General features: G+C 38.3%; 19 protein-coding genes. 6 read left to right on the forward strand and 13 right to left on the reverse strand.

The genetic code is table 11. From position 1 onward, the window contains the following. The gene (locus JOD45_RS10695) at positions 1-1,551 is read right to left on the reverse strand and encodes an FAD-dependent oxidoreductase (protein WP_205003880.1); all 1,551 of its coding nucleotides are present in this window, start codon (positions 1,549-1,551) and stop codon (positions 1-3) included. Positions 1,552-1,684: 133 nt separating this feature from the next. On the opposite strand from JOD45_RS10695, the gene JOD45_RS10700 reads away from it, so the two are divergent. Next, entirely contained in the window at positions 1,685-1,924 is a 240-nt protein-coding gene (locus tag JOD45_RS10700; RefSeq protein ID WP_205003881.1) for a hypothetical protein, read from the forward strand. Between the two features lie 41 nt (positions 1,925-1,965). Here JOD45_RS10700 and pheA read toward each other — a convergent pair whose 3' ends face one another. Together pheA and metA are read right to left on the reverse strand one after the other, a co-directional pair. Further along, entirely contained in the window at positions 1,966-2,787 is an 822-nt protein-coding gene (gene pheA / locus JOD45_RS10705; protein ID WP_205003882.1) for a prephenate dehydratase, read from the reverse strand. Positions 2,788-2,840: 53 nt separating this feature from the next. Beyond that, positions 2,841-3,758, reverse strand: a complete 918-nt coding sequence (gene metA, locus JOD45_RS10710) for a homoserine O-acetyltransferase MetA (RefSeq protein ID WP_205003883.1) — start codon at positions 3,756-3,758, stop codon at positions 2,841-2,843. A gap of 213 nt (positions 3,759-3,971) precedes the next feature. On the opposite strand from metA, the gene JOD45_RS10715 reads away from it, so the two are divergent. Continuing rightward, a complete protein-coding gene (locus JOD45_RS10715; protein ID WP_205003884.1) occupies positions 3,972-4,328 on the forward strand; it encodes a hypothetical protein in 357 nt (118 codons plus the stop codon). A 208-nt stretch (positions 4,329-4,536) separates the two neighbouring features. On the opposite strand, the gene JOD45_RS10720 is transcribed toward JOD45_RS10715, so the two are convergent. Further along, a complete protein-coding gene (locus tag JOD45_RS10720) occupies positions 4,537-4,755 on the reverse strand; it encodes a YdbC family protein (protein ID WP_205003885.1) in 219 nt (72 codons plus the stop codon). Between the two features lie 36 nt (positions 4,756-4,791). Further along, a complete protein-coding gene (locus JOD45_RS10725; protein WP_338056083.1) occupies positions 4,792-5,712 on the reverse strand; it encodes an RluA family pseudouridine synthase in 921 nt (306 codons plus the stop codon). 74 nt (positions 5,713-5,786) lie between these two features. Between JOD45_RS10725 and JOD45_RS10730 the strand changes: the two genes are divergently transcribed. Continuing rightward, the gene (locus JOD45_RS10730) at positions 5,787-5,972 is read left to right on the forward strand and encodes a hypothetical protein (protein ID WP_205003886.1); all 186 of its coding nucleotides are present in this window, start codon (positions 5,787-5,789) and stop codon (positions 5,970-5,972) included. A 259-nt stretch (positions 5,973-6,231) separates the two neighbouring features. Further along, entirely contained in the window at positions 6,232-6,513 is a 282-nt protein-coding gene (locus JOD45_RS10735; protein WP_205003887.1) for a hypothetical protein, read from the forward strand. A gap of 163 nt (positions 6,514-6,676) precedes the next feature. On the opposite strand, the gene JOD45_RS10740 is transcribed toward JOD45_RS10735, so the two are convergent. Next, positions 6,677-7,009 (reverse strand): type II toxin-antitoxin system PemK/MazF family toxin, encoded by a 333-nt coding sequence (locus JOD45_RS10740; protein WP_205003888.1) that lies wholly within the window; start codon positions 7,007-7,009, stop codon positions 6,677-6,679. Continuing rightward, positions 7,009-7,305: an AbrB/MazE/SpoVT family DNA-binding domain-containing protein gene (locus JOD45_RS10745; RefSeq protein ID WP_239549220.1), complete on the reverse strand. Its 297-nt coding sequence runs from the start codon at positions 7,303-7,305 to the stop codon at positions 7,009-7,011. Before JOD45_RS10745 ends, JOD45_RS10740 begins: the two co-directional genes overlap by 1 nt. A gap of 109 nt (positions 7,306-7,414) precedes the next feature. Between JOD45_RS10745 and sspO the strand changes: the two genes are divergently transcribed. Next, the gene (gene sspO / locus JOD45_RS10750) at positions 7,415-7,570 is read left to right on the forward strand and encodes a small acid-soluble spore protein O (protein WP_205003889.1); all 156 of its coding nucleotides are present in this window, start codon (positions 7,415-7,417) and stop codon (positions 7,568-7,570) included. Between the two features lie 57 nt (positions 7,571-7,627). On the opposite strand, the gene JOD45_RS10755 is transcribed toward sspO, so the two are convergent. The 4 genes from JOD45_RS10755 to JOD45_RS10770 all read right to left on the reverse strand — a co-directional run bounded on the left by JOD45_RS10755 (position 7,628) and on the right by JOD45_RS10770 (position 11,042). Next, the gene (locus tag JOD45_RS10755; RefSeq protein ID WP_205003890.1) at positions 7,628-7,786 is read right to left on the reverse strand and encodes a hypothetical protein; all 159 of its coding nucleotides are present in this window, start codon (positions 7,784-7,786) and stop codon (positions 7,628-7,630) included. Positions 7,787-7,887: 101 nt separating this feature from the next. Continuing rightward, a complete protein-coding gene (locus JOD45_RS10760) occupies positions 7,888-8,073 on the reverse strand; it encodes an H-type small acid-soluble spore protein (RefSeq protein ID WP_205003891.1) in 186 nt (61 codons plus the stop codon). A gap of 90 nt (positions 8,074-8,163) precedes the next feature. After that, the gene (locus JOD45_RS10765; RefSeq protein ID WP_205003930.1) at positions 8,164-9,420 is read right to left on the reverse strand and encodes an alkaline phosphatase; all 1,257 of its coding nucleotides are present in this window, start codon (positions 9,418-9,420) and stop codon (positions 8,164-8,166) included. Between the two features lie 110 nt (positions 9,421-9,530). Then, entirely contained in the window at positions 9,531-11,042 is a 1,512-nt protein-coding gene (locus JOD45_RS10770; protein WP_205003892.1) for an aminotransferase class V-fold PLP-dependent enzyme, read from the reverse strand. Positions 11,043-11,255: 213 nt separating this feature from the next. Here JOD45_RS10770 and JOD45_RS10775 point away from each other — a divergent pair, with 213 nt between their 5' ends. Then, positions 11,256-11,432 (forward strand): hypothetical protein, encoded by a 177-nt coding sequence (locus tag JOD45_RS10775; protein WP_205003893.1) that lies wholly within the window; start codon positions 11,256-11,258, stop codon positions 11,430-11,432. Positions 11,433-11,543: 111 nt separating this feature from the next. Here JOD45_RS10775 and JOD45_RS10780 read toward each other — a convergent pair whose 3' ends face one another. Both JOD45_RS10780 and JOD45_RS10785 read right to left on the reverse strand, forming a co-directional pair. Next, positions 11,544-12,161 (reverse strand): putative bacteriocin export ABC transporter, encoded by a 618-nt coding sequence (locus JOD45_RS10780; RefSeq protein ID WP_205003894.1) that lies wholly within the window; start codon positions 12,159-12,161, stop codon positions 11,544-11,546. 3 nt (positions 12,162-12,164) lie between these two features. Further along, entirely contained in the window at positions 12,165-14,321 is a 2,157-nt protein-coding gene (locus tag JOD45_RS10785) for a bacteriocin-associated integral membrane family protein (protein ID WP_205003895.1), read from the reverse strand. Between the last annotated feature and the right edge of the window lie 159 nt (positions 14,322-14,480).

The following is a 14,480-nucleotide window of genomic DNA, read 5'->3' on the forward strand; positions in this document are numbered from 1 at the left end:
TCAATCAGGGCTCTTTTTTACTTGATTGAGTTTCTTTAAAGGTTTTTCTGCAGGCCCTTCAATCACTTCACCAGTATATGAGTATCTGGAACCATGACACGGGCAGTCCCAAGTTTTGTCACCGCTGTTCCACTCGACTTCACATCCTAAATGTGTACATGTTGTATCTACGATATGACATTCTCCTTGGTCATCAACATATGCACCTGCCCGATCTCCCCCGCATATGACAATGCTTCCTTCACCTTTGGATAGGTCCTCTGGTCTTTTTGCCGGAGATTCGAACTTTCCTTTCATAAGGTGGCCGGCAACATCGATATTCTGTTCAAAAAATGTTTTCAAGCTTGGATCAGCGTAAAAACGCGACGGCGAATACAAATGTTTGTAAGGATTCTTCTTATCTAATATATAATCCCGAAACAATAAAGCCGCCGCTGTCCCATTTGTCATCCCCCATTTTCTGTAGCCCGTGCCGACTAAAATATTCGGATGTCTGGATGTGATATGGCCGATATAAGGAACCTTATCCAGAGTCGTTAAATCTTGAGCCGACCAGCGATACTTCGTTTCCTTTAAACCGAAAACGTCCTGTCCAAACGATTCCAAGGCTTTATAGTGTTCAAGCGTATCAATCCCCTGGCCGGTTTTATGCCTTTCTCCCCCAATAAGGATCATCTCTTCATTATTAATCTTTACAGAGCGGAATGAACGTACAGGGTCTTCTGCACTGATATACATGCCGCCGGGGTAAGGCTTGTCTACTTTGGCTGCAATAAGATAAGCTCTTTCAGCATACATTCTCGTAAAATAGAAACCTTGCCCGTCGTAAAACGGATAGTGTGAACAAGCAAGCACAAAACGGCCGGCTGCGCGATGACCGTCACGTGTGACCACTGTCGGCTGCCTGCCGTTATCAACATCTACCGCCGTTGTTCCTTCAAAAATCAGCCCCCCTTTATCGATAATGACTTTTACTAAATAAGCCAAATATTTGATTGGATGAAATTGAGCCTGATGCTTCATGACCAATGCCTTTGCGGCATTCACATCAAACGGAATGTCATCAACAAGGCCGCCATCAATTTTTAACTTTTGGTAAGCTTTAAATTCCTTTTCGAGCTGTCTGGCGCACCGGTCTGTCACAGCGTACACATAAGCATCTTCCTCGCTATAGTCACAGTCGATCCCGTGCTTATCGATCGTTTCCTTAATAAACTTTAACGCACCCATATTGGCTTCATAGTACAATCTCGCTTTACTTTTCCCCATATGATTCATTAACTCATCATATATCAAATCATGCTGAGCGGTAATCTTTGCTGTGGTATGGCCGGTTGTTCCGTTAAGCAGCCTGTCAGCTTCTAATAGCGCAACCTTCAGCCCTTCGTTAACAAGCAAATAGGCGGCGGTTAACCCTGTGATTCCGCCTCCAATAATAATGACATCAGCTTCTATATTGCCGTTTAACTGATTAAATGCCGGCAATTCAACGGTCTCTCTCCAAGACGGTTCCGGAAAACGGGATGGCTTTTCGTTAAAATTTTGTACCACTTATAGTCCTCCAAAATGATTGGTTTGTTTAATCTCAGTGTTTCCAATAAATAAAAGCTCTTATACCCATAGTCCTTATTGGGAGCGGAAAGGCCAGCATTACCTTTTAATAAACAAAAAAAAAAACATAAATATGGGGCAAAGAAATGAAAAGACCAGCACTGGCGAGTGCAGAAAGGAAAAATTCGAAGAAATGAAAGAGCATCGAAGAAAGATATCGCATTATCCAAGCGATATCGCAGAGCATTTTATGGCCCGAAATACCCGGGTTCCAGCATCTGTTGCCGCTATTTTGGTACGGGGGTTGCGGGGATTAGATTTCTATAAACGACCGTATCTCCTCGCCGTTTCATCCGACTTCTATTATGTATAACAGAAGAGGGGCACCCCCCCTTCTCCCTCGGCATATACCATTTAAAGATGCGTCGTTTGATAACTTCCGAGAATACTGACTTGATGTTCAAGCGTTTCAAGAATCGTTATCGCTTTATCCAAAGAGCGATCATTTGTTCCAACTGTTGCTTCTAAGAAAAACTGATAAGTGCCCAGCTTTTTCTTTGTTGGCCGGGATTCAATCCAAGATAAATTAATATTAAGTGCGGAAAATACATTTAAAATCTTCGAGAGAACACCCGCATTATCTTCATTAGGCGTTACGATTAACATGGTTTTATGAGTGTTTGCCAGTGTCGATTGCACTTTTGAAACAATCACAAAACGGGTATGATTGACTTCGTTATCTTGTATGTTTCTTTCAAGCACATGTAGATCGAATGCCTTCGCCGCCCACTCAGATGCCACAGCGGCAACATCATTTCTACCGGCATGTTTTACAGCCTTGGCCGCTGATGCCGTACTGTCGAAGTGCTTTGTTGGAAGCTTCAGTTTTCTTGTGAATTCTCGGCACTGGGCAAGTGCAGGAGCAATCGACCATACTTCTTTAATATTCGCCAAGCTCGTTTGGGAGGCTGTTAATAGATTTAATGAAACAGGCAAAACGATTTCGCCTTCAACAAATAATTCGTACATTAATAAACCATCCACTGTCATCGTGATCGTTCCCTCAATCGAGTTTTCTATCGGAACAACCCCTTTGTCAACCGTACCTTCTCTGACAGCTTCCAAAACATCTAAAATCGAATGGCTTATATGCCAATCTGTCTCTTCGCGGGCAAAATATCGGCATGCCGCTTCTTCAGAAAACGTTCCTTTTGGACCTAGATAAGCTATTTTCATTGTGGCATTCCTTTCTTAATCTATTAGTAAAATCATTGCACAACATACGCGCCTTATTGAAGGCTGTCCCACTTATAAGGCGTTTCCTGATAAACATAGTAGTTCAGCCAGTTGGAGAAGAGAAGATGAGCATGCGAGCGCCATTTATTCAGCGGCCGCTTGGTCGGATCATTATCAGGATAGTAATGTTCAGGAAGACATATATCTAACCCTTTATGGCGATCGCGTTTGTACTCTTGCCCTAAAGTAGCGGCATCATACTCTAAATGGCCGGTGATCATAATATGTTTCTCATCTTTCGAAATAATCATAAACGGACCCGCTTCATCCGATTGAGAAAGCAAGATTAAATTTTCACAGTCTAGAATGTCCTTTTCGGATACACTTGTATGACGGGAATGAGGTGCGAAAAATTCGTCGTCAAATCCACGAACCAATTTTATCGTAGGATAATTGATTTGATGCTTAAAAACGCCGAAACATTTTGCCGGCAGCTTAAACTTTTCAATGCCATAATGATAGTAAAGTGCGGCCTGCGCTCCCCAACAAATATGCAAAGAGGAGGTTACGTGAGTTTTCGACCATTCCATAACCTCTGTCAGTTCACCCCAATAATTAACTTCTTCAAATTTGAGGTGTTCAATCGGCGCCCCTGTAATAATCATTCCGTCAAAGTATGATTTCTTAACTTCTTCTAGCGTCGTATAAAATTGTTCTAAATGGGATTTGCTCACATTCTTAGACTCATGGCTTGCGGTATGGAGAAACTTAATATTCACTTGCAGCGGTGTATTGCCAAGAAGCCTGAGCAGCTGTGCCTCTGTTTTTTCTTTTTCAGGCATTAAATTCAAAATAAGAATATTTAATGGCCGAATATCCTGGCTGCTTGCCCGCTCATCATCCATGACAAAAATATTTTCATTTTCAAGAATTTCCCGGGCAGGTAGTTTTTTTGGAATATTTATAGGCAACTGCATTTTCCCCCTGATTTGAATTTTCGATAAATACATTATATCGGTGTCTCTGAGATTCAGCAACCGCGGCCTTTAGATCAGTAAATATAGATATGCTTATTCATCGTATTTCAAGTTTTTGAATCTATTCATTTATTTTTTAATATTGATAGTTTATGATCGCTATTTTTTGGACAAGATACTATTAAACTAAAAAAAGGAGTGCAGAAAATGCCCGAAATCTCCGCTGTTAAAAAAGCCTGGCAAAGAAATGAAAAGGAAATCCATCACCTTAAAAATAACGAGTCAAGCTTGCCTTATGGAACAATAGAAGACGTTTTAAGAGAAGCGGCTCTTAAAAAAATGCTAGAGAATCCGATGATCGGAATGGCATCTAAAGAAGTCAGACAATCAAATAGAGAACTCATTCGTGAATATAACGCATTAGCTGATCTCTTAAATACAGAAGAACAAAAAGGAAAGCTTCTTGATGTAGACGCCGCTTATAATTATGCGGCTATATGTGAAGCAGAAGAAAGTTTCATCCAAGGGTTTTTAATGGGTTATCGTTTTTCGAAGGAAACGTAATATTGTTTTGAGGCCTTATAAGCTTTTTTCCATATTGATGAATCATCTCCCGCTCAGACAATCCTGGGCGGGAGATGATTTAATGTTCATCTTTCACAGTGAGTTATAGCGGCTGCGCCAAAGAGATTTAAGAAGTATCGCCTCTTCTCGACATTCTGCAAAAGATGCCGCTTGCGCTCTGCTTTGTAACCCTTAATAAAGTTATTTTTTATTGGAAGTCTTGCAGCATTGCTCTGAGTTGAATGATCTCTTCCTTAGTTAAAGTAATGCCTTTTCCCATCTTCTCACGGTCTGGTGACCAATCTCGAAGATCATATTTTGGTTCTCTTCCATTCCAGCTGATGAGATTCAGTTCCTTTTTCCAGCCCTTCGGTGATTCCGAAAGAACGCCTATGTTTTCAATGATCTCATATTTAATCTCTGCCAAGGAAAATGCCCTCCTTATTATTACCGTTTGTCAAAGTCATCTTTTCTTTGGTTCTTTGAACGGTTTGCGAAACGGCTTAGGTACTTTTGCCTCAAAACGCAAAGTCTTCCCAGTGGCGGGATGGCGAAAAGCTAATACGCGCGCATGAAGCCCTAGGCGGCCTATCGCATTGCTTTTCGATCCGTATTTTTTGTCGCCGACAACCGGATGTCCGATATCCTTCATATGCACACGAATCTGATTTTTCCGTCCAGTTTCCAGCTTAACTTCCAACAAAGAAAAATGCCGGTTGGATTGCATCCTTTTATAGTGTGTAACTGCCTTTTGTCCATCGTTCGGCTTTCTCGAAGAATACATCATTAGTGTTTTCGTCTCTTTGAGCCAGGAGATGATTGTATCCTTGTCCTTTTTGACTTCTCCCTCTACAAGCGCAACATAAGTGCGCTCAAGCACTGATTCCCGCCATGTGTTTTGCAGATGCTGCTGGATTTTTTGGCTTTTAGCGAACATCATCACGCCTGAGGTATCGCGGTCGAGCCGGTGGACAATAAATACCCGATTCTCAGGATGGCTGCTGCGAACGTGCGCCATTAACTGACTATAGGCTGTCAATTCCTTTTCTTTTGACGAGGCCATCGATAATAATCCGGATTCTTTTTCAATGACAATAATGTCATTATCTTCATATAAAATAGCCAGCCCCGTCAATTCAATATTCGGGCCCTTTCGCCATTCGATAGACACCTGATGCTCCGGCTCAAGCGGAAAATTATGCTTTGTTATGACTTGTCCATTCACTGAAACCTGACCGCGGGACAATATCGATTTAACTGAATTGCGGCTCCGGTTTGATAAATGTTCTAGCAAAAAGTTTAACAGCTCAGATGGTTCTTTGACGGTCAGATGCGTCGTTTTCGATTGGCTTGACCCTCTTCTTTTCTTACGGCCTTTTTTAATCACTTTCAGTCTCCTAATTTTCTTTTATTAATGCAATGCTTTCTTTTCTTTATTGTTGCTGAATCCTTTGAAATATGCAAACGGCATTGATCTTAAATGCCGCTTGCATTGTTATATCACTATACCATAAGCAAATCATTACTATCCATCATAAAAAAACAGGTAAACTGTCCTTTATGAAAAATTTTCCTTATTCCGAATTGGAGTGGATAGGATTGTCTATAGATAAACATCCAAAAGCACTCAGCGATAAATATTGATGTAAAATATGATGATAGAACTGTTTTGAATAAAGTATCACTGTTCTTCTATTGGAAGTATGGCAAAATGTGATGGTTTAAATGCTAAAGGTCACGGTGTTCATGACTGTTCTAAACTTAGTGGATGACCATAAACTGCTTGGTATAGGAATTAAAAATTTCTGTCCTATATTAACTGTAGATTTTATTTTGATTTTCTTTGTAAAAGAAATCAAGTTCACATAACCTTTAGGAATAAAGGCTAGGAGGTAAAGCACTAGTGGGATTATTTATTGCCATAGCTGCTGCCTGTGTTCTTATTTTTATTTTAATTTTTTTTAAAAGAGATTTGCTAAAAGACTTTAGAAAGGGTACAGGCGGCACATCTTTTATTTTCATCGCTCTTATTATACTTTTACCAAGCGTTTTATTAATGACTTCCGTGTTACTATTACAGAATACTTTTTCCTTAACTAATCAACAAAGTATAAGTCTATTTTTAATTATATTAGCGATTATTTATCTTGTTACTTTATTTTTATATCGAAAATTTAAAAAGTAGTTTACTGTGATCTTATTGCTAATAATGCCCGAAGGTAGCTGTGACTGGCTTAAGCCAACCTATTTATTTTAGATGTGTGACATAAGTGATCTGGGAATGGCTGTCCGATCGCTTTCATTATGTGATTGATATCGTCGTTGGATAAAAAAAAATTAAAGCTTTTTTATAGTGATAAGTAGGTATGAATCTTAGCTAAACAGTCATTGACTATTTCTTCTGGGGCTTGTCCTTTTACTTCAAGGCGGCAAGCCTTCCAATTTAAATTTTTGATTTGATCGGTTAAAATAACACCTTTAAAAGCTAAACCAGAAGGAAGGTTTACTTCATATCCCCATCCCCTAATGGTATTCGTAATAGGACATATGCTTGCCAAACCTGCTGTTTGATTAAATGCCTTTGGTGATAAAACAATGCCAGGCCGGTTTCCAGCTTGTTCATGTCCTTTTTGTGGATTGAAATCTAAATATACAAGATCGCCACGGTCTGGTGCTGACATTACAATAGTTCATTCCCCTCTGAGCCAAAATCAATTTCTTGATGACGGTTTTCCGGTTTACATTGTTTCAAGAGTTCTTCTAATGAATAGCTCTTCGGCCGCTTAATGGGAACGATTTTGATGGTTCCTTCACTCTCTTCCACTCTGATTTCTATTTCAGAGCCTTTGTGAATGTTAATGCGTTCAGCAATGTCTTTAGGAATCCGTACGGCAAGACTATTCCCCCATTTTTGGATGGTTGTTGCCATCGTCATGATCTCCGCCTCTTTGTTTTGATTCGTTTCATCCAATTCCATTCTAACATCTCCTATGCCGTATGTATATACATTGTATATACATGATTTTATGAAATGATACATAAATGAGGCAAATAGTTGAGCAAAATATGCCCATGGAGGTGTTACAATGGGCAAAAATGTAAAGAAGCATTTAAAATCAGAAGTAAATGATGAGCAGGCTGTACGAAAGCATTTATCCCGAGATTTTGATCATGAATTTGCCAACGAACCGCTGACAGAAGCTGAAAGGCAAAACAATAAAAAGAGGAAGAAAAACCAATAGGTACTTAATGGTTTAACATGATAAAAATCCCGCAATGCGGGATTTTTCCTATAAGACTTATATGCCTGAACCATCAATCTCCATATGATTGCTGCCCTTATGATTATGTGTTAAATCTCTGTGTTCTTCATAAGCGACAAGCAAAACGCCAAGTTCATCCTCCATGTCGGTGATTTTCTTTAATTGGTCTTCAGTTAATTTTGCTATTTCATTCATTGCCTTCACTCCTTTACAACAGCTAGTATGCCCCGCTTCTTTTAGCTGCATCCGACAGCAAAAAAAGCCGCCTTACACTTCATCAGGCAGCTTCCTTCAAATCACTCTTCTTCTTCTAATTCCGTAATATCAACGATTGACTGTTCTTCTAAAGGGCCGTCTACTAAATGGACAGCCGCTGTTTTTTCATCGTCATTTAACTTATCAATCCATACTGAAACATCATGATACTTTACATCAATTTCGGCCGGTGATGACAGAATCTGTTTGACTCGTTTGGCATCCATATGCACTACCTCCATAACTTAGTCATCCGCTGTTTTTTGCTATATGAATTTTTTATGCCGTTTTTCATAATGTAAAGTATTGTCCATTATTTATGATTTTATCCCCATTGCTTTTAAAAGCGCGTCGTGAATATGGGTATTCTCATATGTGCCTGAGAATAATTGAGCGCCGCTTCCCATTGCTGTCAGCGGTACATCATCCGCCGTATGTTCCGTTCTAGTCCAATCAATCATAAATTGATTCTTAGAATGGGCGACGTTAAAAGGGCCATCCTCTTTAGAAATGCCGTCTCCGGATTCATCCTTATTATCTGTATCTTCAATCGCGAGTCCGCCTGTTTCGTGATCCGCGGCTACCAGAACTAAAGTATCGGGATGTTTCTTGGCAAAGGCCTTGGCCTCTTTTACTGCTTTGTCTAATTGATCGCCCGCTTTGATCATTTGCTTGGCATTATTAACATGCGACATCTCATCAGTAGCTTCTTGTTCAACCATTAAAAAGAAGCCTTTTTTATTCTTAGAAAGCGTATCTATGGCCTTTTTTGTCATGTCTGGCAAGGAAACAACCGGGTCATAAATATCGCCTTGACCTTCAGGCCGCTGCTGGAACATCTCTTCATTGGCAAACAAACCAAGTAATTTTTGGTTATTGGCTTTTTTAAGTTCTTTAGCATTCGTTACATAGGAATATCCCAATTTTTTCGCTTTATTAACTAAATTGCCTTGAGTCCCTTTGCTCGCCTCAGTTGGGTCTTCAGGCGGGTGATCTTGATAAGCGCCGGCTTGGCCTTTTGGATACCAATAATCCTCGCCCCCGCCTAATATCACATCTACTTTGCTATTTTCAATATATTGTTTGGCAATATCGCTCTGTGATTTGCGATCATTCACATGAGCGCCAAATGCGCCTGGAGTGGCATCAGTCACTTGACTTGTCGTTACCAGCCCGGTAGATTTGCCTTGTTCTTTTGCCGATTCCAATACGGTCTTTACAGGTTTCTTGCTGGTATTTATAGAGATGGCACCGTTATATGTTTTGACGCCGGCTGCCATCGCTGTTGCAGCCGCTGCAGAATCTGTAACAGTGCTGGTTGAACTTGTGTGGACCATGCCGGTATATGGCATATCGTTCATGGCAAGCTCGCCTTTTTGGCCGACAGTCGCAAGGCGAATAGCATTCCGATGAGCAGCGCCCATGCCGTCCCCAACAAACAGAATGACATTTTTGGCCTTGCCGGGAACCTCTTTTTGAGGCTCCTTCGCATGCGCGTCAGTAAAATAGCTAAATGTGAACGTTGCAACAGCCGCTAATGACAGAGCCATATTAAACTTTCCTCGCTTATTCATCTTCCGCAAAACAGCCACCTCTTTTTCGGTATTTTCAATTCTATTGTAAATGCCGTTTATTAAGTGGCTTTTTATTTCTTGTAAATGGATTGTTAAGATTTAATAGAGGCTTAGGCATTCTCTTCAAGCCGAAAAACCCGATCCATATCCGCCCTTCTATGTTTGATATAAAAGTAATCATTGCTTTTCGGATCATAATAGTAGTCTTTTTTCCATTCATCAATATTTTTAACGATTAGTTTTATAGATTGGACAAATCTGTATACTTCCTCATTAGTCATAGTGGGATGAACTGAAAACCTTACCCAGCCCGGCTTTGCCGATAAATCTCCGGCATTGATTTTATCCGTAATAAACTTGGAAGCCTTTTGGTCAATGTGATATAAGTAATGGCCGTATGTCCCCGCGCAAGAACAGCCTCCCCTAACCTGAAACCCAAACCTGTCATTCAGCAACTTAACGATCAGATTATAATGAATATCATCAACATAAAATGACACAATCCCCAGACGCTCTGTGATATGTTCTTCCAATACATGACAAGCAGGAATTTCTTTTAAAGATGGCAGAAGGATTTGCAGGAGCTCTTTTTCCCTTTTTAAAATATGGTCTGTACCCATTTGTTCTTTTAACTTAATGGCTAAAGCGGCCTTTATCCCTTGTAAAATTCCCGGCGTCCCGCCATCTTCGCGAGCTTCAATGTCCGGATAATAATGGTGCCCGCCCCATGGATTCGTCCATAAAACCGTTCCGCCTCCCGGATGATCAGGCACTTGATTGACATAAAGCCTTGAGTCAAACACAACAACGCCGCTTGAACCGGGCCCTCCTAAAAATTTGTGGGGCGAAAAGAAAATGGCGTCTAATTTTTCGAGGGGATCATTCGGATGCATATTTATGTCAACATAAGGGGCTGATGCGGCAAAATCAACAAAGCAGATGCCGCCATGTTCGTGCATTTTTCTTGAAAATTGGTGAATAGGCACCTGAATCCCGGTCACATTAGAGCATGCCGAAAATGAGCCGATTTTAACTTTTCGATGTCTATATGCCGATAATAGCTTTTCTAAATGCTTGATATCAGGCCTTCCGCTTGCATCAGGGTCCAAAATCACAACATCCCCTAACGTTTCCAGCCAGGACGTATGATTAGAATGGTGCTCCAAATGTGTAACAAAAATAATCGGACGTTCTTCTTCTGAAAGACTAATTTTATGCCTTAATTTTTCTGGGACTTTTAACCCTAACAGCCTTTGAAGTTTATTCACCACTGATGTCATCCCAAAACCATCAAACAAGAGAACATCATGCTCATCGGCATTAACATGTTGTTTAATAACCTTTTTCGCATGATCGTAGGCTAATGTCATAACCGAGCTTGTTATATTAGATTCCGTATGAGTATTCGCCATATATGGCCCGAAAACTTGACTAAGCTTTTCTTCAATCGGACGATACAACCGTCCGCTTCCGGTCCAATCCGCATAAATGATCGTCTTCTTGCCATAAGGAGACTGGAACGTCTGATTCGTACCAATAATGTTCTTGCGAAACTGGTGAAAATAAGCCTCTAAATCACCGCGAAACTGAAATGTTTTACTCCCGATATTTACTGTGATCATCCCTATTCCTCCTTAATCCGCCCATACATATTTAATATGTAAAGGAAGGAAAAGGTGTGCTTTGTTTAGAAAACTAAGCATGTCAGCACATTCCAAAACTAAAAGTGATCAACCTGTTCGGCTTAGAATTTAATGCTTTCACGGATATGGCGAACTTCTATATAAAAAGACCGATAATAATAATAGATCATTTATAAGGGAGGACATAATGGGATGGATGGCAAACTTATCATTTATGGCACATTTATTTTTCTGATTTTTCTATTCTGTAATTTCGCTGGCCAACTATTCATATTGAGAAAAAAGAATCATGCCATTCTCATCATTGTTTCTGTCATTGAAACAATCATAATGATGATTTTAATATTGATAGGATACAGGTCTGCTTAATTGATGAATCAATCTAAAAAGACTAAACGGCCTCAGCCCTATACAATCATATAGAACTAAAGCCGCATAGAAAATGATTATTTTTTAACTGTCTGCTTATATCCGCCGGTCTTATAACGAGATAACTGTATCTGCCTTTTCCGCTAATTCCAAATCATGGGTTACAAATACAACCGTTCTGCCCTCTCTATTTAAATCTTTTAATATAGAAAATACTATGTCTCTATTTTCCCTGTCTAAATTGCCCGTAGGCTCATCAGCGAATATATAAGAAGCATCTTTTACAATAACTCGCGCCAAAGCTACCCGCTGCTGTTCTCCTCCGCTGAGTTCAAATATTTTTTTCTTTTGATATCCAGCTAAATTCACTTTTTTTAAGGCTTCCTCAATTTCAAATGATGCTTGCTTTTTTCTTTGATAAGCCAAAGCTATTTTTAAATTTTTTTCTACAGTGGTATTTTCGATTAATGCGTAATTCTGAAATAGGTATCCGAAATGATGTCTCTGTAAATACATTATTTCCTTTTTAGAAGGATTTTTTTTATTCTCAACAATAATGTCTCCGTCAGTAGGTTCCTCTAAAAGACCTGCCAGATTTAATAACGTTGTTTTTCCCGCACCGCTTTTACCGGTAACCGCTATAAAATCTCCCTTTTTAATTGTAAGATTATACTGATTAAAAATCCTTTTTTGACCAAAAGTTTTATCTATGTTTTCCAATTTAATCATACATTAATGGTCTCCTTTTATAATAGAGTTAAATGCCTTTCTGGAGAGCATTTTGTCAAATCCAAAAACAAGAATCATTTCCAGAATGAATATGATTATGCCGGTTAAAAAAACAATGTCACCCTTCAACAAACCAAGAATGGCGACTGGAATAAAATTCACCAGAAAAATGGCCATTAAAAACTTATTATTTCTTTTTAAGCCTGAATACCCAAATATCTTTTTGATATATAAGGTATATTTATTTTTTTCATAGTAACTTGCGACTAAATTATAGGTAATCATAAAGCTAGAGAGAATCAATACGATTGCCATTAATAGCAAGCTTGTTTTTTCCTGCTTTAATTGCTGTATCTCCTGACCATGCTGATCATAGACAGAAACAACATTTTGTATCGAAGAGCCAGCATTTGATTTTCTAATTATAGGCAAGATGTCGCCGTAAGCATCATTTTGCTTTGAATAAAAATAAAAGCACCCAGATATATAAGACAAATAATAAGAGCCATCTATATTTCCTGTTTCAACAACAGCTATAGGATCAGTGATTTGATTTTTGTCTGCTGGCTTTATACTGGAGTCATAAGTAAAGTATTTTTGATTATCATCAACATAAATGATATTTATTTTTAAATCTGACATTTTTGTTTTATTCTCTGGCATGTTTAAGCTTTTATTATAGATATTTTCCACTTCTACCTTTTTGTAATAGAAGTCGCTTAAAAAATTCTTTTTAATTTGAGATTCATATTTTTTTAAACTATAAGGAACTAAAATATTTCTGACATAATCCTTGTGAACAATACGTTTCATTGTGTTGTCTGCGTTTCCATTAGTTTTGATAGGATTATATTTCAAATAATTTTCGTCTACGGTGACACTCTTCCCATCAGGAGATAACCTTGCATTTTCTCCTTCAGAGTTTAAATCGTATATGTATTGATTATCTAACTTGTCATAATTAGAAGCCTCCATAATAAATCCATCTTTTTTTTGCATTTCGAAATAGAACTTTTTCATTCTTTTAGACGTATCGTACTCTTTGCTTCGATCATTCTCACCCGTATAGGATACGGCCGTTGTATACAAATTTTTTGTTTTGTTCCACACCGAAAGCCCTTCTAGATCATGTTTTAAAAGAGACGATTTCTCCGCCAATTGATATATTGAAAGCAATAGAAACACAAGGAAAACAACTTTTAAAATGCCATGCAGTACCAAAACAACCGCATATCGTTTTCTGCCTTTTACTATATCGATTGTTTTCATATCATTTATCAGCCATGCTGTAACTATTAACAAAGGAACAGCTATGGAAAAAAAGCCGGCCAGTAATACCAAAATGAACAGTAATGACAACGTCCCAAAATAGTTCAACCCATTTATAAAAATATAATAGACGCTTAAAGTACAATAAGAAGAGAGGATACTCATTGAAAAAACAGGTAAAAGAGATAAAAACATATGCTTTAAAATATGCCATGAACGATGCCCGTTAATACGTAAAATAGCAATGTCTCTATTTCTGCTTAAAGCATAATGAATAACGGATATCACCAAACACAAACTAACCAATAATAAGTTAGCCCAAAGAATTAAATTGGGCGGAAGCACATTTGAATGGTATGTATCTAATATTTTTACGCTGGCAACATTATCATTTATGTCTTTAATCAGCTTATTGATTAACTGTTCATTTTGAGTAGATAAATAATAAATGCCGTCGGCTCCTAAATTTTGCGTTTGAGTGATTCTTTTTATCACAATATCCGTTTTAGGGTCTGACCTTGGAAATACACCGCTTTCTTTTGAATGGGAGCTCTTAAAGTTACTAATAAATGCTTCCGAATGAGGTTCGGGCAATTGGCCTTCTTTCAATTTTATTTGACCTTTTAAACTTGGATCAGAAGTATAAATAATCAAATGATGATCATCTTTAAAAACGTATTTTGAAATAGGTGTATGATATTTATCCCCCAGTTTTTGCAAATAGTCCCCATAATGATATGAATGCTTTCTGGGTTTATCAAAGTTTAGAAGAATACTTGTATGTCCTTTATATAATAGTTTATTCATTTTATTTTCTTTAAAAAATTGTAAACCATAAAGGGATAGTATAATCATTTGAAAAGTAAGCAAAAAGTATATAATTTTTTTCATAAGTCAACTCCTTACATTTGCCAGTCAACAAACCAGCGCATTCCAAAAATTTTAGTTTTATACCAAACTATGGTATCATAACCATAAAAAAATAAATAGATATAGATTTAATGCTTTTTTGTAATCCTAATGTGAAAATGGAAATTACATGGAATAAAA

The sequence above is a fragment of the Scopulibacillus daqui genome, assembly GCF_016908855.1.
Lineage (GTDB): Bacteria > Bacillota > Bacilli > Bacillales > Sporolactobacillaceae > Scopulibacillus_A > Scopulibacillus_A daqui.

Coding starts and splice junctions, on each gene's coding strand:
- JOD45_RS10765 (WP_205003930.1), bottom strand. CDS start 9,420: ATGAATAAGCGAGGAAAGTTTAATATGGCTCTGTCATTAGCGGCTGTT.
- JOD45_RS10740 (WP_205003888.1), bottom strand. CDS start 7,009: ATGTCAGCACCAGACCGTGGCGATCTTGTATATTTAGATTTCAATCCA.
- JOD45_RS10775 (WP_205003893.1), top strand. CDS start 11,256: ATGGATGGCAAACTTATCATTTATGGCACATTTATTTTTCTGATTTTT.
- JOD45_RS10780 (WP_205003894.1), bottom strand. CDS start 12,161: ATGATTAAATTGGAAAACATAGATAAAACTTTTGGTCAAAAAAGGATT.
- JOD45_RS10715 (WP_205003884.1), top strand. CDS start 3,972: ATGCCCGAAATCTCCGCTGTTAAAAAAGCCTGGCAAAGAAATGAAAAG.
- JOD45_RS10770 (WP_205003892.1), bottom strand. CDS start 11,042: ATGATCACAGTAAATATCGGGAGTAAAACATTTCAGTTTCGCGGTGAT.
- JOD45_RS10745 (WP_239549220.1), bottom strand. CDS start 7,305: ATGGAATTGGATGAAACGAATCAAAACAAAGAGGCGGAGATCATGACG.
- JOD45_RS10755 (WP_205003890.1), bottom strand. CDS start 7,786: ATGAATGAAATAGCAAAATTAACTGAAGACCAATTAAAGAAAATCACC.
- JOD45_RS10700 (WP_205003881.1), top strand. CDS start 1,685: ATGGGGCAAAGAAATGAAAAGACCAGCACTGGCGAGTGCAGAAAGGAA.
- JOD45_RS10785 (WP_205003895.1), bottom strand. CDS start 14,321: ATGAAAAAAATTATATACTTTTTGCTTACTTTTCAAATGATTATACTA.
- JOD45_RS10730 (WP_205003886.1), top strand. CDS start 5,787: ATGCAAACGGCATTGATCTTAAATGCCGCTTGCATTGTTATATCACTA.
- sspO (WP_205003889.1), top strand. CDS start 7,415: ATGGGCAAAAATGTAAAGAAGCATTTAAAATCAGAAGTAAATGATGAG.
- pheA (WP_205003882.1), bottom strand. CDS start 2,787: ATGAAAATAGCTTATCTAGGTCCAAAAGGAACGTTTTCTGAAGAAGCG.
- JOD45_RS10760 (WP_205003891.1), bottom strand. CDS start 8,073: ATGGATGCCAAACGAGTCAAACAGATTCTGTCATCACCGGCCGAAATT.